Below are 19,228 nucleotides of genomic sequence, written 5' to 3' on the forward strand. Positions count from 1 at the left end.
CTTCTCTCGTTATGACTGCGAAGAGCTTCCGCCGCGATAGATGTCCCTCAGATCGGTTGGAAAAAAGTGTGGGGCGCGCGGCCGATGATTTGAAAGGTCTGTGTTCGGTGTTGTCCCCACTTTCAGCTCCTGCAACTTCCCTACCCTCACACGCATTACCTGCTGCTGACGTTTTAGAAAACCTTAAAAGCCAAGACAGCGGGTTAAGCTCAGTAGAAGCCTCAAAGCGTTTGGAGGAAAACGGGCGCAACGAGCTGCCCCACACCCCACCTGATACAGTCTGGCAACGGTTATTCCGCCAGGTCAATGACCCAATGATCTACGTTCTGATCGCCGCTGCGGTGCTTACTGCATTCCTTGGGCACTGGACTGACACGATCGTGATTAGCGCGGTCGTCATCATCAACATGCTGGTCGGGTTTATCCAGGAGGGCAAAGCGGCGGATGCGTTGGCGTCGATACGCAATATGCTCTCCCCAGAATCGGCCGCGCTGCGCGATGGGGTGTTCCAAAAAATTGATGCGTCTGAGCTCGTGCCTGGCGATGTGGTGAAATTAGCTGCTGGCGATAAAGTACCTGCTGACCTGCGGATGCTCACCGCCACTAACCTGCACATTGAGGAATCTGCGCTTACCGGTGAAGCCGAGGCCGTAGTCAAAAATACCGATCCGGTTGGGGTTGATGCCGGAATCGGCGATCGCAGCTCCATGGCGTTTTCCGGCACCTTAGTGCTCACAGGCAGTGGCACCGGCGTGGTCACCGCGACCGGTGCAGGCACAGAGATCGGGCGTATCACCACCATGCTTGTCGACGTCGACTCCGTGGATACCCCATTGACACGATCGATGAGAAAGTTCTCGTCAACCCTAGCTATTGTGTGTGTCTTTTTGGCTATTCTCATGTTGGTAGTCGCGGGCCTAGCTCATGACACTTCCTTCGAAGAGCTAATCCAATCTGCTATCGGCTTCGCGGTCGCTGCTATTCCAGAAGGTCTACCAGCAGTAATCGCCATCACTCTCGCTTTAGGTGTGCAGAAGATGGCTGCTCAAAACGCGATCACACGCCGTCTCAATTCGGTAGAAACACTCGGCTCAGTCACCACGATCTGCACGGACAAAACAGGCACACTCACCCACAATGAAATGACAGTGCGAGCCCTTGCTACCAGCGCACATCTTTATGATGTCACCGGAACTGGCTATTCCCCCATCGGCGATGTTTATCTCCACGACGCTGAAAAAGTTTCCGTCCAGGATCACCCAGACCTTTACGCCATGTCCCTGGTAGCAGCCAATGTCAACGACGCAGAAATCTACCAAGAAGAAGGCTCCTGGAAACTCGCGGGAGAACCCACTGATGGTGGCATCCGCGCATTTGCCATGAAAACCGGCGCTGACACTTTACCTCGTATCGCTGAACTCCCCTTCGATTCCGCGTACAAATACATGGCCACGCTCCACATCATCGATGGAGAAAACACCATGCTGGTCAAGGGCGCTCCTGATCGTTTACTTGATAGAAGCACACAAAAACCGCCTGACCGAAAATATTGGGAAGAACTCATTGAGAATCTAGCTTCCCAAGGCCTCCGCGTGCTGGCTGCCGCGTATAAAAAGCTTCCCGCAAGCACCCAAACAATCACGCCAGCAGACGTTGACCAGGGCGAACTCACCTTCCTTGGTCTCTACGGCATCATGGATCCACCCCGCGAGGAAGTCATCGAGGCCATGAAAGTAGTGCAATCGGCAGGTATTCGCGTCCGCATGATCACCGGCGATCACGCCGCCACAGCCCAGGCTATCGCTCGCGAGGTTGGAATCAACGGCCACAACGTGGTCACCGGTACTGAAATTACTGCAGCCGCAGATGATGAGCTGCGGGGAATCGTCGATAAGGCTGATCTTTTTGTGCGCACCAGCCCCGAGCATAAGCTGCGCATTGTGCGCGCGCTCCAGGAAAACGGCGAGGTTGCGTCCATGACCGGCGACGGCGTCAACGACGCCCCAGCGCTTAAGCAAGCCGACGTTGGCGTCGCCATGGGCATCAAGGGCACCGAAGCCACCAAGGACGCGGCCGACATAGTGCTTGCCGACGACAACTTCGCCACGATTGCCAAAGCTGTGGAAATGGGCCGCACCATCTTTGACAACCTCCGCAAAGCCGTTGTCTTCATGTTGCCCACCAACGGTGCCCAGGGCCTCGTTATTTTCATCGCGATGCTTCTTGGCTGGGAACTTCCCATCACCGCACTTCAAGTGCTGTGGATCAACCTCATCACCGCGATCACACTATCCCTGGCACTATCTTTCGAGCCAGCAGAGCCCGGCATTATGGGCCGAAAGCCCAGAAACCCCAAAAGCGGGCTTCTCGACGCCTCCTCCGTCTTCAGAATCGTCTATGTTTCCCTACTCCTAGGCGGAGCAACGTTCTGGGCGTTCCTGGGAGCGCGCAACGCCGGAATCGACCTCGACACCGCACGCACCATTGCCGTGACAACCCTTGGTATCGGACAAGTGTTTTATCTGCTTAATTCTCGATACTTCGAAGTATCAGCACTACGCAAAGAGCTGTTCACCACCAACCCGATCTCCTGGCTGTGCATTACTTTCATGCTTATTCTGCAACTAGGTTTCGTCTACTTGCCGTTTATGCAAAGTACTTTTGACACCGCTGCACTGGCTCCAAGGGATTGGGTCATGCCTCTGATATTCGGTGTTGTCATCTTTGCGATCGTGGAAATCGAGAAATTCTTCAGACGACTCAAAGCGTCTTAATATTTCAGCCCTTCAAGGTACTTCTCGGTGATCCTAAGCTGCACCAACCTCACCACAGGCTTAGCTAACTTCGACCACCACGTTGCGGGTTTTGAAAATGCCACGATATGAGCAGTGACCTGGCCATTGTCAGTCATCGTGATTTCAAAGGCCTCTTCCCCACGTTCCACATGCTTCTCAAGGGTGCCGTAGATTAGAACAACACGGTGAGGTTGGCTATCGGACTTGAGGATTTTGCAATAGGAACGAATGCCGCAGAATTTAAGCTCCACGATCGAGTCAGATTCAGTCACTGTAATCCCCGCATGACGGTGCGCTTGCCAGGACAACAACTGTTGGACGGCGTTTTGAAAGCACTCTGCCCCGTTACCAAGCACTAGTTTGCAATCAGTAATTTGCCAACCTTTTGCTGCTGCATAGTTTCCAGCCAAAAGGTCTTCCGATTTGCCCTGTAGGGATTCCGGATAGCTCAAGAAGGATGTTTCCACCCCTCAAGGGTGCCACATTTCGCAGTTGAGATTCAGAACTGTCATCATATCCAGAGACTGTGCCTGCCGATACGGGAAGTCACTAACGACGTAAATGTTTAGGACGTGCTTTTTGAAGTGGCATGAAAACAATCGTGAAGTAGCATCGTGAGCTCCGTGAAGCACTTCTCATCGCCAGAGTCCACACTTTCTTGTACCATCCCGCCCCCACAGTCGAAATTCTTGAAAAGATTCCCCACCAGTGACCAACTATCAGTTGTTCACTGGTACTACTCCTTCAAGGTAACCCCTACAGAACCATCCAAGTCTGCATCGGTAGCGCAATTCTGCGTATGTGGTACCGCAAAATTCACTCCTGGAATCTGAAACTCCGAGCGACCACTTTCTCTTTGTTTAGGAGCGATACCGAAGTTAAGTAACTACTGCAACTACCGCAAGCTTGATCGTATTGTTACCCCTGCTCTTATGCTCGTAAAAAATACCTAGAGTGAGATCGTTTCAGACTTTCTAAAGAATCAGTAGTAACGGTAACAACTTCGACGTCTTTACTTTCCCGATTTTGATTACGACGGAAACGCTCATCCGATGCTTCCCTTGGATCGGAAAAGGATGTCACCGATAATTCACCACTCAAGCGATGATATTCAATAACAAAAGACGTCATCATCTTACCTTTCCAATACTTCGGAGCTCTCGTTGGATGCTGGACATAGATTCTACCAGTTTTAACCTTGCTTCGCGGACCCCTTTTCGTGATTCAACTAAGTCCTCTACAAGCTTCAGATACATTATGGAGTACTTAGAATTTGTTGATCCATCCAGATCTTGTGTTCGTTGAAAACGCTGATCCAGCAAATCGTCCGAAACTGCTAGCTGGTGTATGGCATCAGCCAGCTCCTGAAGTGAATGCACTAGGTCATTAACTGATTCACTTTCGTGCTGGTGCCCATATCGAATTTCACGACCTGCCAGATCAGCTAGAAGCTCAAATGTATTAGCCCATTGTGCTTGAAGTTTACTCCTAATTTGAAGCTCTATCCGTCCAGCTGCACCCGTAATATGTAGATGGATTGCGCGGTAACCAAACTGGGATTTCTCAAGGTATTCTTTCTTAACTACAGAACATCCGAGTTCCTCAAAAACCGCAACAAGATCGTCTGCAACCAGTACCTGGGTTGCGGGACTGCAGTCAATATCAAAACGCCCACCCGCAAAGTCCTGTATCCGCGCCAAGTCAGTGCGTAGCCTAGACAGCTTTTCGACTATCGTGTCCTCATTCTTAATTCGAGACGAATACACAATATCCGGACCAATCTCACCAATTTTAAGAAATTCCGCGTTCTTATTGACTCTTTTATCCAGCACTGGAACTGAAACTAAATATAACTCAGCCAGGAGGTCTTCATGCCAAAACACTATTTGTCGAAAAAGCTCTTCGTCTAATTCACGTTTTCCTTCTAAAGCATCACCGATTCGGTTCATCTGACCTTTAGACCACTGTGGCTTCTCATTAAAAGCCATTGCTGTACGCCCTCTTATACTTGTCGCCTAAAAATTCAACCGCACACTCAGTCCCGCAATAAACGTGTGATGTAATTACCCCGATCTCAACGATACATTATTTGAACTACTAGAAGATTATGTCTACCGTTGCATAAGCATGTAAATAGCTGTTCAGCAATCATGCTGTTAATGGGAGAAAACTGGCTACCTATTCAGATAAAACATGAAATTGGTTCGTCTCACAGAGGTGAGATTCCGGACATATAGCTTGGTAATATGTTTCCAACATATTGCTTCTAATTTTCGCTTTTACGGGGATTCCACGTTCATGCTCATTGCGACATTCCGATGGGTTTAACGCTAGAAACAAACGGCATTTTGCAAGCGGTCAATTCAAAATAGGATCCCAAATGTCTCCAATGGCGTGAGCCACCAAAATAGTTGACGAGAACACTTCTTTGCACCATGGTCTAACGCGGGGTTTTTGTGGATTTTTCCACTACTTCCACTGGTCAAGACTGAGGCGAAACAGCCCTGACCTGCACAATCATGATTAAAATCTACGCTAACTCTACGATTTCCATGTATTGATCACTCCACAGGTCTTCGGTTCCGTCGGGAAGCACGATGACTCGTTCTGGCTCAAGGGCTTTGACGGCACCTGGGTCGTGGGTGACAAGAACGACTGCACCTGTGTAGGTACGTAGTGCATCGAGGACTTGTTCGCGGGAGACGGGGTCGAGGTTGTTGGTGGGTTCGTCGAGAAGCAAAACGTTTGCTCGTGAGGACACCAAGGTGGCTAGTGCGAGGCGGGTTTTCTCACCACCGGAAAGTGTTCCCGCTGGTTGTTCGAGCTGTTCCCCGGAGAACATGAAGGCACCGAGTAGTCCGCGGAGGTCTTGTTCATCAGCGTCTGGGCAGGCATCGATGGTGTTTTGCCAGACGGATTTGTTGGGGTCGATGGTGTCGTGTTCCTGGGCGAAGTAGCCGATTTTTAGGCCGTGTCCGGTGACAATGCCACCTTCGCCGTCGGTGCGCTCGACTCCTGCCAGAAGTTTCAGGAGGGTGGTTTTACCTGCACCGTTAAATCCGAGGACAACTACGCGGGAGCCTTTGTCGATGGCAAGATCAACACCAGCGAAGACTTCGAGCGAACCGTACATTTTGGTTAGCCCGGTTGCGTTCATGGGTGTTTTTCCGCATGGGGCGGGTTCTGGGAAAGAAATGTGTGCAACCCGGTCGGCGACACGGATTTCGTCCAGGCTACCCATCATCTTTTCCGCACGTGCGATCATCTGCTTAGCGGCTGCTGCCTTGGTGGCTTTAGCTCCCAAGCGGGCTGCTTGGTCTTTCAGCGCACTGGCCTTTTTCTCGGCGTTGGCGCGTTCACGTCGACGTCGGGCTTCGTCGGTTGCTCGAGCATCCTTGTATTTTTCAAATCCCATGTTGTACACATCGGCTTCACCGCGCACTGCGTCGAGGTACCAGATCTTGTTGCACACGGCATCTAAAAGCTCGACGTCGTGGGAGATCATGATGAGACCGCCCTCGTGTTTGGCCAGGAACCCACGGAGCCAGGAAATGGAATCGGCGTCGAGGTGGTTGGTGGGCTCGTCGAGAAGCAATGTGGTTTTGGACTTGCCGGAGCCGTTAGTGGCAGCGAACAGGATCTGGGCAAGCTCAACGCGGCGTCGCTGACCACCGGATAGTGTTTTGAGCTGCTGATCGAGGATACGGGATTCAAGGCCGAGGTTGTCACAGATTTGCGCTGCTTCGGAGTCTGCTTCGTAGCCACCTAGAGCTTGGTACTGCTCCTCCAGGCGGGAGTACTTGCGGATAGCGGCATCGCGTTTGCGCTCATCGCTATTGGTTTCCATGATCTCTTGCTGGCGTTCCATAGATGAGCGCAGCTGATCAAGCCCACGGGCGGATAACACGCGGTCACGCGCGGTTTGTTCAATGTTGCCTTCGCGTGAGTCCTGTGGCAGGTAACCAATATCACCTGAGGTGGTAACAGATCCGCCGTAAGGCTGGGTTTCACCCGAGAGAATACGCATGGTGGTGGTTTTGCCCGCACCATTTCTGCCGACCAGACCAATTCGGTCGCCAGGCTGGACACGAAGGAGCTGACCTGGGGCATTAAGAAGGGTACGTGCGCCAACGCGCACCTCTAAATCATTGGTGACAATCACAACCGAACAGTCTATCAAGCGTAATTGCCAGGTCAACAAACGTCGCCCTTAGTTTTTGTCTGCGCAAACCCACCTATTTGGTTTAGGGTGTGGGTATGACCTCTAAAGGCCAACCATCCAGTTCCGATTCCTCGACAGGGATGGACTACGTAGTCCGATATTCCCTCAATGAGTTTCAACGCGGCAGTATGGTGACGCGTTTTAACGCTTTTCCTGGGAAACGGGAAGTCTTTGAGGTGTTGGAAAAGTATGGGATTTCTTCAGCGCAGGTCAGTGACTATTCCGTTATACCTGCACCGGGAGTGCAACAAGCACGAATCCACAACTCACAACAAGAATTAGCGCCAACGCCGCAACCCGCACAAGAAACTCAGCCGGTCACATCACGCCCACCACGTGAAAAGCCCAAAAGGAAAGGTGGATGCGGTTGGGCGATTATTGCCCTTGTCCTTTTAATTTTTGCGTTGCCTGCAGCCACTGCGGATCGGGCACGACACAACGGAGAATTAGCCGTTATGCCTTATGTCAGTGAGATGGGTTTTGGGGAGCGTCTGGAATTTTGCATAAATAGGCTTGATTCTCTTGCTGAATCTACCTCAGCCATTTGGGGTGAAGACCCAGGATTTTTTGAAGACCGCGTCTCCCCTAGCCTGCTTCACCCTGCTAACTTTTCCTACATGATTGGCTGTATGTCTGATTAGCAGCGCCAATTAACGCGGGATGACAAACAACCCCCTGCCTTACAGGATTTCCTGTGTGGCAGGGGGTTGCGTCGAAAAGCAGGCTTTTTAGACTGCGAACCCGAGGGCTTGCAGCTGTGCGCGGCCCTCTTCGGTGATCATGTGTGGACCCCATGGTGGCATCCACACCCAGTTCAATGACAGCTTCTCAGCCACGCCGTTACCGACGACGGCGGTGCGTGCCTGATCTTCAATGACATCGGTCAGCGGGCATGCTGGTGATGTCAGGGTCATATCGATGTGAGCTTCGTTGCCGTTGATCATGTAAATGTCGTAGACAAGTCCCAGATCCACAACGTTAATGCCCAGTTCAGGGTCAATGACATCGCGCATGTATTCTTCAACATCGCTGGCCTTAGCCAGGTCCGCTTCAGACTGCTCTGGGCGCTCGGAGCTTTGTGCCTCAAACGTAGAGCCGTTCTGCTCTTCTACATCTGGTGTGTTTTCGGTGTGCTCGCTCATGGTTCCTCCAATTGTTTAAGCGGGCTAATGTGCGTGCTCAACAGCATCAGCAGTGGCTGCTTGGAAAGCTTTCCATCCAAGCAGTGCGCATTTCACGCGTGCTGGATATTTAGCGACTCCGGAAAATGCAATGCCATCTCCAATAAGATCCTCATCGCCTACGTACTGACCTCGGGAGACAATCATTTTCTCAAACTCTGCAAGCTTTTCCAAGGCCTTGTCCACTGGTAAACCGACGATTTCTTCAGTCATAACCGACGTGGAAGCCTGGCTGATCGAGCATCCCACTGCTTCATAGGAGACGTCTTCTACGGTAGAGCCATCCTCGGATAGCTTCACACGCAAAGTTAGTTCATCGCCACAAGAAGGGTTGACGTGGTGAACCTCGGCGTCAAAAGGATCCCGAAGACCCTTGTGCTGGGGATTTTTATAATGGTCCAGGATCACCTCCTGGTACATCTGCTCAAGGTTCATTACTCAGCTCCAAAGAATTGCTTTGCCTTCTCAATCGCAGCCGCAAGGCGGTCGATTTCTTCAAAGGTGTTGTAGAGATAAAAAGATGCTCGTGCTGTCGATTGTACGTTCATGCTGCGGTGCACAGGCCATGCGCAGTGGTGCCCAACGCGGATATTTACTCCCTGATCATCAAGCACCTGGCCTAGATCATGGGGGTGAATGCCCTCGACACCGAAACTGATCGCACCGCCACGTTGCTCTGCAGTTAAAGGACCTGCAATTGTTAGTCCCTTAATTGCAGTGAGCTTCTCCAGCGCATAAGCAGTCAAAGCGTGCTCATGAGCAGCAACCGCTTCCATACCGATTTCATTCAGCATATCGACGGCCGCACCTAAGCCAACCACCTGGCTGGTCATCTGCGTGCCAGCCTCAAAACGTTGAGGGGCAGGCGCGTAGGTAGAACCTTCCATGGTGACAACTTCAATCATGGAGCCACCAGTTAAAAATGGTGGCAGCTCATCAAGGATTGGAGCTTTGGCATAAACCACGCCTACGCCAGCAGGTCCGAGCATTTTATGACCAGAAAAGGCAGAGAAATCTACATCCAGGTCATGAAAATTCACCGGCATATGAGGAACTGACTGGCACGCATCCAACACAGTAAGCGCACCAACGGCCTTAGCTCGACGAACCAATTCTGGAACATCAGCGACAGCACCAGTCACATTGGACTGGTGAGTAAAAGCTACAACCTTGACGGTGTCATCGAGCTCGAGAGAATCAAGATCGATTCGACCGTCTTCAGTGACCTTGTACCACTTCAGCGTCGCGCCGGTTCGGCGGCACAGCTCCTGCCAGGGCACCAGGTTTGCATGGTGCTCTAGCTCTGTAATGACCACGGTGTCTCCAGCTTGAACACGGTATTTGCCGGAGCGGTCATCACCGAGGGTGTACGCAACAAGATTGAGAGCTTCCGTTGCGTTTTTGGTAAACGCAATTTCATGCTGCTCCGCGCCAACAAAGGCTGCAATCTTCTCGCGTGCACCCTCATAAGCATCCGTTGCTTCCTCAGCCAGTTGGTAGGCACCGCGGTGCACGGGGGCGTTGGTGTGTAGAACAAAATGCTCTTCCGCACGCCAGACGCGCTCGGGTCGCTGCGATGTCGCACCTGAATCCAGGTAAGCAAGCGGTTTCCCATCCCTCACGGTGCGTTTCAGGATTGGGAATTCTTCCCGCACCCGATCCACATTGAGGGATCCATCTGCATTGAGGAAATCGGACATGTTACTTGATGAACTGGTCGTAGCCGTCAGCCTCGAGCTTGTCTGCGAGCTCAGGGCCACCGGTGGTGACGATCTGGCCGTTAGCAAACACATGGATGAAGTCAGGCTGAACGTAGTTAAGGATGCGCTTGTAGTGGGTGATCATCAAGATGCCACCGTCGGTCTCCTGCTTGTAAGAGTTGATTCCTTCAGAGACAATGCGCAGTGCGTCCACGTCGAGGCCTGAGTCGGTCTCATCCATGATGGCGAACTTTGGCTTCAGCAGATCCAGCTGCAAAACCTCGTGGCGCTTCTTCTCACCACCGGAGAAGCCTTCGTTAACAGAACGGTTAGAGAACTCAGGATCAATAGCAAGAGCTTCCTGAGCAGTGCGGACTTCCTTAACCCACTCGCGAAGCTTTGGAGCCTCGCCACGGATTGCAGTAGCTGCGGAACGCAGGAAGTTAGCAACAGAAACGCCTGGGATTTCAGTTGGGTACTGCATAGCCAGGAAGAGACCTGCGCGTGCGCGCTCATCAACTTCCATCTCGAGGATGTTCTCACCATCGAGGAGAACCTCGCCTGCGGTTACTTCGTAACGTGGGTGTCCACCAAGGGTGTATGCAAGGGTGGACTTGCCGGAACCGTTAGGGCCCATGATGGCGTGGATTTCACCGGAGTTAATGGTGAGGTTGACGCCCTTCAGGATCTCCTTTGGCTCTGCGGACTCATCGGACGGCAGAACCTGTGCGTGCAGGTTACGGATTTCAAGAGTGCTCATCTGTGACAATCTTTCAGGGTTGAAGCGAATTTTAAACTGAAGTATTGGCTGGGCCATCTTTTTAGAGCCCAGCGTCAAACTTGGCTTATTTACATGCCAAGAACTGCGAGTTCTGAGGTGACTCGGTTTTCCAATTCCTCACGGATGGATTCAACTGGAACTTTGTTGATGACCTCGTTGAAGAAACCGCGAACGATCAGGCGACGTGCTTCTTCAGCTGGGATACCACGAGCCTGGAGGTAGAACACGTGCTCGTCGTCGAAACGACCAACGGTTGCTGCGTGTCCTGCACCAACGATCTGGCCGGTTTCAATCTCAAGGTTTGGAATGGCATCTGCTCGTGCGCCCTCAGTCAAAACGAGTGAGCGGTTGGCTTCATAGGTGTCGGTGCCATGCGCGTTGGAGCGAATGAGAACGTCACCGACCCAGCAGGTACGAGCATCTGGCTTCTCGGAGTTCTTATCGCCCTGAAGTGCACCCTTGTATAAAACGTTGGAGCGACAGTTTGGAACAGCGTGATCAACCAGCAAACGCTGCTCGAAGTACTGTCCATCATCAGCGAAGTACACACCAAGCATTTCTGCGTCTCCACCTGGTGCAGTGAAGCGAACACGTGGAACGATGCGGACTACTTCACCACCGAAGGTAGCTACGGTGTGGCGCAAAGTTGCATCACGACCCAGCTTGGCAAGCTGGTTGCTCAAGTGAACAGCATCGTCATTCCAGTGGGTGTCGGTGATGACGGTGAGGCGTGCGTTGTCGCCCACGATGAATTCCACGTTGTCCGCATGGGTTCCGGATCCAACGTACTGCAGTGCAACGATGGCATCTGCGCCGTCTTCAACCTCAACGGAGATTGCACCGAAGGAGGTTACGCCCTCTCCCTTACCAGTAACAGTGATAGTGACTGGTGAAGGGTTGTGGGTGTTCTTAGCGAAGGTGACAACATTGCCCTGTTCCATGGAAGTCCAGGCCTGAGCTGCGACTCGGTCTACTGGAGCACCAGCGCGACCGAGACGGGCATCATCTTTGGCAACGACTTCGTGGCTTGCGCCTTCTGCATCTGCTGGGATCTCTACAGAAACGTCAGAGGTGGTTGCAGGTGCGAACTCGCCGTTGTGGAGTCCACGAAGACGACGCAAGGAGATAAAGCGCCAAACTTCGTCGCGTCCGCGTGGGATCTCAAAATCCTCAACATTAAATGAGGTGAAAAGGTCGCCCTTTGTGTTGTGTGGGGTTGCGGCCTTTACGGTTGCTACTTCAGTCATTGGGCTTAGCCCACCGATCCTTCCATCTGCAGTTCGATCAGTCGGTTGAGCTCAAGTGCGTACTCCATTGGGAGTTCCTTGGCGATTGGCTCAACGAAGCCACGAACGATCATGGCCATTGCTTCTTCTTCCGCTAGTCCACGGCTCATGAGGTAGAACAGCTGCTCTTCAGAAACCTGGGACACAGTTGCCTCGTGGCCAAGGGACACGTGATCGTTGCGGATGTCGTTGTATGGGTAGGTGTCTGAACGGGAGATGTCATCGACCAGCAGTGCATCACATTCAACGTTGGAAGTTGAGTGGTGAGCGTTAGCGTTGATCTGGACTAGACCACGGTATGCTGCGCGTCCGCCGCCACGTGCCACAGACTTGGACACAATGTTGGAGGAAGTGTATGGAGCCATGTGGGTCATCTTGGCGCCGGTGTCTTGGAACTGTCCCTCACCTGCGAAGGCAACGGAAAGAACCTCGCCCTTTGCGTGTGGGCCAGTCATCCAGACAGCTGGGTACTTCATGGTGACCTTGGAGCCGATGTTGCCATCGACCCATTCCATGGTTCCGCCTTCTTCAACCTTGGTGCGCTTGGTCACCAGGTTGTAGACGTTGTTGGACCAGTTCTGAATGGTGGTGTAGCGGCAGCGTCCACCCTTCTTCACGATGATCTCAACGACTGCGGAGTGCAGGGAGTCGGACTTGTAAATAGGTGCAGTACAGCCCTCAACGTAGTGAACGTAGGCGTCCTCATCAACGATGATCAGGGTGCGTTCGAACTGACCCATGTTCTCAGTGTTGATGCGGAAGTAAGCCTGCAGAGGAATGTCAACGTGGACACCCTTTGGCACGTAGATGAAAGACCCACCAGACCAAACAGCTGAGTTGAGTGCGGAGAACTTGTTGTCACCAGCAGGGATAACAGTGCCGAAGTACTCCTGGAAGATCTCCGGGTGCTCCTTCAGCGCAGTATCGGTATCCAGGAAGATAACGCCCTTTTGCTCCAGGTCCTCGCGGATCTGGTGGTAGACAACCTCAGACTCGTACTGAGCTGCAACACCTGCAACGAGACGCTGCTTTTCAGCCTCAGGAATACCTAGCTTGTCGTAGGTGTTCTTGATGTCTTCTGGGAGATCCTCCCAGGACTGTGCCTGCTTCTCGGTGGAGCGGACGAAGTATTTAATATTGTCAAAGTCAATGCCTGAAAGGTCAGCACCCCAGGTTGGAATTGGCTTCTTATCAAAAATGCTCAAGGCCTTGAGGCGCTGCTGAAGCATCCATTCTGGCTCGTTCTTCTTTGCGGAGATGTCGCGTACGACAGCCTCGCTGAGACCACGCTGTGCTGATGCGCCAGCGACGTCAGAATCGTGCCATCCGTAGTTGTACGGTCCAATAGACTCAATGATTTGGTCATCGGTCAAGGGTTCGTTAACCCCTGGGTTCGTTGTTGCCGAAGTCATGATCCGCTCCTTTCATCAGGAGTGTTTGATGGGTGTCAATGGAATATTTGTTGTGCAGATGCCGTGGCCGTCTGCGATTGTTGCCAAAGGTTGCGTGTGCTGTCCCAAAATTTCTGAGACTGCTTGATGCTCCGCCTCACACAGTTCCGGAAACTCCGCGGCAACTGTGGAAATTGGGCAGTGATGCTGGCAGAGCTGCAAACCGTTTCGATTGGCTTCGACAGTTGCTGCATAACCATGCCGACTAAAAGCTTCGACTAAAGATTTGGCTGTATCTTCAATCGATTGATCTGAAACATCTGCTGGGGTGATTCCTTCAACAATTGCCTCGATCCGCTTTCTAGCGAATTGCCTTACAGCTTGGTCACCGCCAACCTCCCGGAGGGTGGCTAGGGCCGCCGCTGCAAGAGAATCGTATTCATGGCCGAAGATTGAGCGACCTTTGTCTGTAAGCCGATAAGTTTTGGCCGGCCTACCACGCATTTTGGGCTCATATGGGTTCTGACGTGGATTAACCGCTTCCGCCAGATTATCTTCAACCAAGTTGTCTAGGTGCCTGCGTACTCCCACAGTTGAAAGCTGTAGCTGTTCAGCGATATCAGAAGCGATCACCGGCGCGCGTTCCAGTAGGATTAGAAGAATTTTTCGACGCGTATCGCCATCTCCGGCCTGCGTCTCATTAGTTTTTGCAACAGCTCCCACTGGTATCACCTCCTGCTTCTTTTAGCCTTCACCTTTAGACAACACAAGTGTTCCCTAATTCTATTCCCCTGTCCAATCTCTTAGGTCTACCTGCGTAAATAGATTCAAGAAAACAACTGATAAATAAAAACTAAGCTAACCCTAAACAAAGTAACGGTTACCTTATTTATGCTGGACACTGCTCAAGAAACCGTAAAATTTAGGCACTTCAGCAACATTGAACCCTATTTGAGAGTTTTCTCACACTTTGCGCATACAACCTCCAAACTGACTTTGAGGCAAGGTAAATGTTCCGCCTTTGGGTGCGTAGAATGATGCGCGTGACGAAGGACGAGCAAACTCAACCCAATTCCAGCGCCCCCGAAAACCAAAAATGGTTCTCCAGGGCGCCTCGTCCCCTACGCCAAATCTTTGACACCCTGCCGCGCATCGGCACCGCTGGTTCACGCTCAGCCACGCTGCATGAAGAAGATCAGGTGCCACTAAGCACCACGCTTCTCGACGTCGCAACCGGCGCGAACTCAATCAACGAGCGCGACTTCGACGCCGCCGGCCTTGAGCATGAAAAGATTCGACGTTTTGCTTGGCTTCGCTTCATCGGAACAATGGGCGCACTGATGATTGCTTTCGGCGCACTTGGCGCCGGCGCCCTACCGGTAGTGAACAACCCTTACGTGGATTTTCCTGGCGGCAATTTCATGGGAAGGATGCTTCAAACTTCATCCATGGTCGTACTCATTGGAGTCGGGTTTTTAGTCTTAGCTTGGGTGTTGATGGCTCCACTAGTGGGCATCCCTTTTAAACGCAGCGCGTCCAGAGTCAGTAGCGTTAGCTTGTCCATGCTCCGACGAACCTTCGGTGCATGGGTTGCCCCCATCATGCTTACTGCACCGCTATTTACTCAAGATATCTATTCCTACCTGGCACAAGGTTCTGTTACAGCACAAGGAATGGATGCCTACGCCGGTGGACCACTGGAATTATTAGGCCCCGATAATCATTTGGCACGATCCGTGCCCTTTATTTGGGCCCAGTCCCCGTCGCCCTACGGCCCTGTTGCGCTGAGCATCGCGGCGTCGATAAGCGTTATTACTAATGACAGCATCGTAGGTGGCGTCTTTGCCCACCGAATTGCCTCGCTGCTGGGTGTGATTGCTGCTGGTTGGGCTATCACGATGCTTGCGCGACGCTGTCGAGTATCCGAAGAAGCGTCCTTTTATTTAGGTGTGCTCAACCCTTTGCTGATTCTGCATCTAATTGGCGGCATTCACAACGAATCCATTTTGCTGGGCTTTTTGCTCGTGGGTTTGGAACTGGGGCTGCGTGGCACGGATCGCATACAGCTCGGCTTATGGGGATCAGCATGGAGCTACATTGCACTTAGTGGAGTACTAATTACCTGCGCAGGTTTAGTTAAGGTCACTGGCTTCATTGGTCTCGGCTTTGTGGGCATGGCGCTTGCTCGAGCTTTTTATGCGCGCGAACACCGTCATATTGTGTCCCTCGCCATCGCAGCCCTGACCCAGATCGCACTCCTTGTTATTACAGTCGCCGTACTTAGCCTCTTAACGGGCATCAGCCTGGGATGGATTACCGGCCAAGGTGGAGCCGCAACGATTCGAAGCTGGATGTCAATGACGACCAACATTGGTGTGATCTCAGGTTTCATCGGAATGAATCTAGGTTTAGGAGATCATACTGCCGCCATGCTTGTGGTCTCCCGCTTCGTGGGGGTTGCCGTTGCGGCAGCCTTTATGGTTCGTATGCTTTTTGCCACATACCGGGGCCATATTCATGCCGTTGGCGCTTTAGGTGTTTCCACATTTGTCATGGTGATTTTATTTCCCGTGGTTCACCCTTGGTACATGTTGTGGGCAATCGTTCCCCTCGCACCCTGGGCAAATAGGCTGTTCTTCCAGCTAGGCGTAATCGCTTACTCCACCGCTTTCAGCTTCTTTGTGCTTCCCCGCGGCCTCGCGCTACCCGCAAGTACAATCTTCACAATCTACTCCGGTGCAGCGTTAGGATTTACCACATTACTGCTGCTCGGATGGTGGGGTTTCAGAAGATATACAACCTTTGGTTTACACTAAGCAACTGTGACTACTGATTTTTCGGCCTCTAGCTCTAATTTTGGAGCCACAGAAGGCACCCTTGATGCTTTGACCCCCTTGGACGCCACACCCCCGAACGATGCAGCAATCGTGGTAAACAACGTGGTGAAAAGATTTGGCACCAAGGAAGCAGTAGCCGGAATTTCCTTCGAAGTACGCCGCGGCCAAGTTTTAGCCCTACTTGGTCCAAACGGCGCTGGTAAAACCACCACCATTGAAATGTGTGAAGGATTTACCACCCCAACCTCAGGAACCATCAGGGTTTTAGGCATTGACCCTGCAGCCCAACCAGATCAGGTACGCCGGCGCATTGGCATCATGCTGCAAGGTGGTGGCTCTTACAGCGGTATTCGCGTGTTTGAAATGCTGAAACTCGCAGCTTCTTACAACGACAACCCTCATGATCCAGAGTGGCTCCTAGACCTGGTGGGATTGCGTGAACAGCGCAAAACCACCTACCGCCGACTTTCGGGTGGACAACAACAACGCCTTTCCCTTGCCTTAGCCCTAATTGGACGTCCAGAAATTGTCTTCTTGGATGAGCCCACCGCAGGCATGGATGCACAATCCCGCAACATGGTGTGGGAGTTAGTCAATGACCTTCGGCGCGACGGCGTAACCATTGTTTTAACCACCCACTTGATGGATGAAGCCGAAGCACTTGCCGATCACGTAATTATCGTTTCCGATGGACAAATACTTGCCAGCGGCACCCCTGATGAGCTCACAGCTCAAAGGGACCACAAGGAAATTAACGTATCAATTGAAACCACCACCCCGCTTAATCTTGAACAGTTCGAGGCAGATTTAAGTGATAGCGGAATAAAAGGGGTAAGCGCTCGGGCAAACCGGCCAATGCACTATTCCCTGAGGACACAGCAGACCACACCTGAATCACTAGCAAATATCGCTCAAGCTGTAGCTCGTCAAAATGTCATGATTCGTTCATTAGATACCGGTCACAGGTCTTTGGAAGATGTCTTCCTAGACATCACAGGAAAAGAACTTAGGAGTTAAGGCACACCATGTCTGAATCTTCAGAAACCTCGCTGCTACAGCACTCATCCCGCTTCCCAGCTGGCACGTTTACCCCCGCGCCTAAACGCGCAACACCTGCAAAGATGCTAGCTGCACAAGGCAAGATGGAGTCTTTGCTTTTCCTCCGCCACGGTGAACAACAGCTCCTCAGCATTATCATCCCGTTGGCAGCACTGATCGCCCTTGCAAAATTCGACATCGTCCCCGGCGAAACCTCATTAAGCAAGACTTTCCCCTTCGCTTTAGCTACCGCAGCGATGAGTGCTGGATTCACAGGTCAAGCAATCAGCCTTGCTTTTGATAGGCGTTACGGTGCACTGAAACGCACAGGTGCAAGCGGCGTTCCAGCGTGGACAATCATTTTTGGCAAGGTGATCGCAGTCATCGCTGTAACAATTGTGCAGATCATCATCCTCGGCATCACTGCCCTACTTTTGGGATGGTCCGCACCGGTTGGTGGCGTCCTCTTTGGAACCATTACCCTCTTTGTAGGCGTGTCCAGCTTTACCGCTTTGGGCATGTTGATGGGCGGAACACTGTCCTCCGAATTAGTCCTAGCCCTGGCAAACCTCATTTGGATTGTGCTGTCCGGCCTTGCAGCTTGGGCAGTGTTCTCCGAAAATGTCAACGCTGACGGCTGGCTATCAATCATTCCGTCCGTTGCACTATCCCAAGGAATGGTAGAAGCTTTCAACGGTGAACTACCTTGGCTCCAACTGGCCATCCTGGTGGGCTGGCTTATTATTACGGGATTCGCCGCTAACAAGTTGTTCCAGTTCTCATCTAGCCGTTAAAGCTACTGGTTGTCGGAAATTGTGGGCAAAAGTTCCCACAGATTGCAGTGGCATATACCACCCCTTTCCCCGCTTCGTCGATTGTCTAAAATAGGCCATGACCGGCTAGAATGAGCCACGTGTCTACTTCAGTTGCTCCCTCAAATAATCCAGTTGAGTTGAAGCCCATTGCTTTTTGGGCACCAACCATCAAAGTGCAGCGCATTTTAGCGCTCCTGCTGTTGATTTTTCAGGGAGGCATCACTGTCACCGGCTCAATTGTCCGCGTAACAGGTTCAGGGCTCGGCTGTGACACCTGGCCGCTTTGCCACGAAGGCTCACTAGTCCCAGTTGCTGGCGCTGCCCCATGGATCCACCAAGCCGTAGAGTTTGGCAACCGCATGCTCACCTTCGTGCTGATTGCCGCAGCACTCGCAGTATTCCTAGCAGTTCTCGGTGCAAAACGACGCCGCGAAATCGTGGTCAACTCCTTCGTCCAAGGCCTAGGCATCATCCTCCAGGCCATCATTGGTGGAATCACAGTACTTGTCGACCTCCACTGGTACGCAGTCGCACTACACTTCCTACCATCCATGATTTTAGTGTTCCTAGCTGCGATTTTGTACACACGCATCGGCGAGCCAGACGACGGCGAAGTAACCACCATGTTCCCCAACTGGATTCGCAACGTTGCAATTGTTGGAGCAATCGCATTGGCCGTTGTTCTGATCACCGGAACAATGACTACCGGCGCTGGTGTTCACTCCGGTGACTCAGGAGTAGGTATGGAAGGCCGCCTCGAAGTAAGCATCGACTGGATGGCACACGTCCATGGCTACAGCATGTACGTCTACCTCTTCTTCACCTTGATCGTGGTTGCCGGCCTATACAAGGTGAAAGCATCACAGCACAACAAGAAGCTCGGACTCATGCTGATTGTCTTTATTCTGATCCAAGCCGGAATTGGAATCCTCCAATACCGCATGGGAGTTCCACGCTGGAGCATTCCATTCCACATTGCAATGTCCTCCGTTGTTGTGGCCTTTACTTCCCTACTGTGGGCTCAAGGCCGAGTGCGCGTTGGAGGCACCGCGACAATTGCCGGTTCTGTTGACGGAGATATCAAGAATATCGCGCTGGCTGAATCAAAGAAGGTTGGTAAATAAAACCAGTCCGACGCCTATAGCCCAACTAGGATCTTCGTCCTGGTTGGGCTTTGCTCAT

At 52.1% G+C, this 19,228-nt stretch carries 15 protein-coding genes and 1 pseudogene; 6 read left to right on the forward strand and 10 right to left on the reverse strand.

The genetic code is table 11. The annotated features are described in order from the left end of the window. Positions 1 to 11: 11 nt before the first annotated feature. A complete protein-coding gene (locus N24_RS08325) occupies positions 12 to 2,774 on the forward strand; it encodes a cation-transporting P-type ATPase (RefSeq protein ID WP_408607592.1) in 2,763 nt (920 codons plus the stop codon). On the opposite strand, the gene N24_RS08330 is transcribed toward N24_RS08325, so the two are convergent. The 3 genes from N24_RS08330 to N24_RS08345 all read right to left on the reverse strand — a co-directional run bounded on the left by N24_RS08330 (position 2,771) and on the right by N24_RS08345 (position 6,957). Then, positions 2,771 to 3,247 carry a DUF1990 domain-containing protein gene (locus tag N24_RS08330; protein ID WP_096459982.1) on the reverse strand — a complete coding sequence of 159 codons (477 nt, stop codon included), beginning with the start codon at positions 3,245 to 3,247 and terminating at the stop codon, positions 2,771 to 2,773. The two genes, N24_RS08325 and N24_RS08330, sit on opposite strands and share 4 nt — an antisense overlap. Positions 3,248 to 3,925: 678 nt before the next feature. Then, on the reverse strand, positions 3,926 to 4,783 hold the full coding sequence (locus N24_RS08335) for a RelA/SpoT domain-containing protein (RefSeq protein ID WP_231910943.1): 858 nt from the start codon (positions 4,781 to 4,783) through the stop codon (positions 3,926 to 3,928). 542 nt (positions 4,784 to 5,325) lie between these two features. Beyond that, positions 5,326 to 6,957, reverse strand: coding sequence for an ABC-F family ATP-binding cassette domain-containing protein (locus tag N24_RS08345; RefSeq protein ID WP_096455989.1), 1,632 nt, complete (start codon positions 6,955 to 6,957; stop codon positions 5,326 to 5,328). A gap of 95 nt (positions 6,958 to 7,052) precedes the next feature. On the opposite strand from N24_RS08345, the gene N24_RS08350 reads away from it, so the two are divergent. Continuing rightward, positions 7,053 to 7,658, forward strand: a complete 606-nt coding sequence (locus N24_RS08350; protein ID WP_096455991.1) for an anti-sigma factor — start codon at positions 7,053 to 7,055, stop codon at positions 7,656 to 7,658. Between the two features lie 87 nt (positions 7,659 to 7,745). On the opposite strand, the gene N24_RS08355 is transcribed toward N24_RS08350, so the two are convergent. The 7 genes and pseudogenes from N24_RS08355 to N24_RS08385 form a co-directional block, all read right to left on the reverse strand. Further along, the gene (locus N24_RS08355; protein ID WP_096455993.1) at positions 7,746 to 8,159 is read right to left on the reverse strand and encodes a metal-sulfur cluster assembly factor; all 414 of its coding nucleotides are present in this window, start codon (positions 8,157 to 8,159) and stop codon (positions 7,746 to 7,748) included. A gap of 24 nt (positions 8,160 to 8,183) precedes the next feature. Next, the gene (gene sufU, locus N24_RS08360) at positions 8,184 to 8,633 is read right to left on the reverse strand and encodes a Fe-S cluster assembly sulfur transfer protein SufU (RefSeq protein WP_096455995.1); all 450 of its coding nucleotides are present in this window, start codon (positions 8,631 to 8,633) and stop codon (positions 8,184 to 8,186) included. Continuing rightward, positions 8,633 to 9,898 carry a cysteine desulfurase gene (locus N24_RS08365; protein ID WP_096455997.1) on the reverse strand — a complete coding sequence of 422 codons (1,266 nt, stop codon included), beginning with the start codon at positions 9,896 to 9,898 and terminating at the stop codon, positions 8,633 to 8,635. The genes sufU and N24_RS08365 overlap by 1 nt, the downstream gene beginning before the upstream one ends. A gap of 1 nt (position 9,899) precedes the next feature. Then, a complete protein-coding gene (sufC, locus tag N24_RS08370; protein WP_096455999.1) occupies positions 9,900 to 10,658 on the reverse strand; it encodes a Fe-S cluster assembly ATPase SufC in 759 nt (252 codons plus the stop codon). 89 nt (positions 10,659 to 10,747) lie between these two features. Next, positions 10,748 to 11,926: a Fe-S cluster assembly protein SufD gene (gene sufD, locus N24_RS08375; RefSeq protein WP_096456001.1), complete on the reverse strand. Its 1,179-nt coding sequence runs from the start codon at positions 11,924 to 11,926 to the stop codon at positions 10,748 to 10,750. A 5-nt stretch (positions 11,927 to 11,931) separates the two neighbouring features. After that, positions 11,932 to 13,377, reverse strand: coding sequence for a Fe-S cluster assembly protein SufB (gene sufB, locus N24_RS08380; RefSeq protein WP_096456003.1), 1,446 nt, complete (start codon positions 13,375 to 13,377; stop codon positions 11,932 to 11,934). After that, a pseudogene (locus N24_RS08385) lies at positions 13,374 to 14,088 on the reverse strand (helix-turn-helix transcriptional regulator). The gene sufB and the pseudogene N24_RS08385 overlap by 4 nt, the downstream one beginning before the upstream one ends. Before the next feature lie 311 nt (positions 14,089 to 14,399). On the opposite strand from N24_RS08385, the gene mptB reads away from it, so the two are divergent. The 4 genes from mptB (at position 14,400) to N24_RS08405 (ending at position 19,170) form a co-directional block, all read left to right on the forward strand. After that, the gene (gene mptB / locus N24_RS08390) at positions 14,400 to 16,172 is read left to right on the forward strand and encodes a polyprenol phosphomannose-dependent alpha 1,6 mannosyltransferase MptB (RefSeq protein WP_167382069.1); all 1,773 of its coding nucleotides are present in this window, start codon (positions 14,400 to 14,402) and stop codon (positions 16,170 to 16,172) included. 6 nt (positions 16,173 to 16,178) lie between these two features. Next, complete coding sequence (locus N24_RS08395; RefSeq protein WP_096456007.1) at positions 16,179 to 17,210, forward strand: ABC transporter ATP-binding protein; 1,032 nt, start codon at positions 16,179 to 16,181, stop codon at positions 17,208 to 17,210. 8 nt (positions 17,211 to 17,218) lie between these two features. Continuing rightward, positions 17,219 to 18,025: an ABC transporter permease gene (locus tag N24_RS08400; protein ID WP_096456009.1), complete on the forward strand. Its 807-nt coding sequence runs from the start codon at positions 17,219 to 17,221 to the stop codon at positions 18,023 to 18,025. 119 nt (positions 18,026 to 18,144) lie between these two features. Next, the gene (locus tag N24_RS08405) at positions 18,145 to 19,170 is read left to right on the forward strand and encodes a COX15/CtaA family protein (RefSeq protein ID WP_096456011.1); all 1,026 of its coding nucleotides are present in this window, start codon (positions 18,145 to 18,147) and stop codon (positions 19,168 to 19,170) included. The last annotated feature ends 58 nt before the right edge of the window (positions 19,171 to 19,228 follow it).

The sequence above is a fragment of the Corynebacterium suranareeae genome (genome assembly GCF_002355155.1).
GTDB classification, from domain to species: domain Bacteria; phylum Actinomycetota; class Actinomycetes; order Mycobacteriales; family Mycobacteriaceae; genus Corynebacterium; species Corynebacterium suranareeae.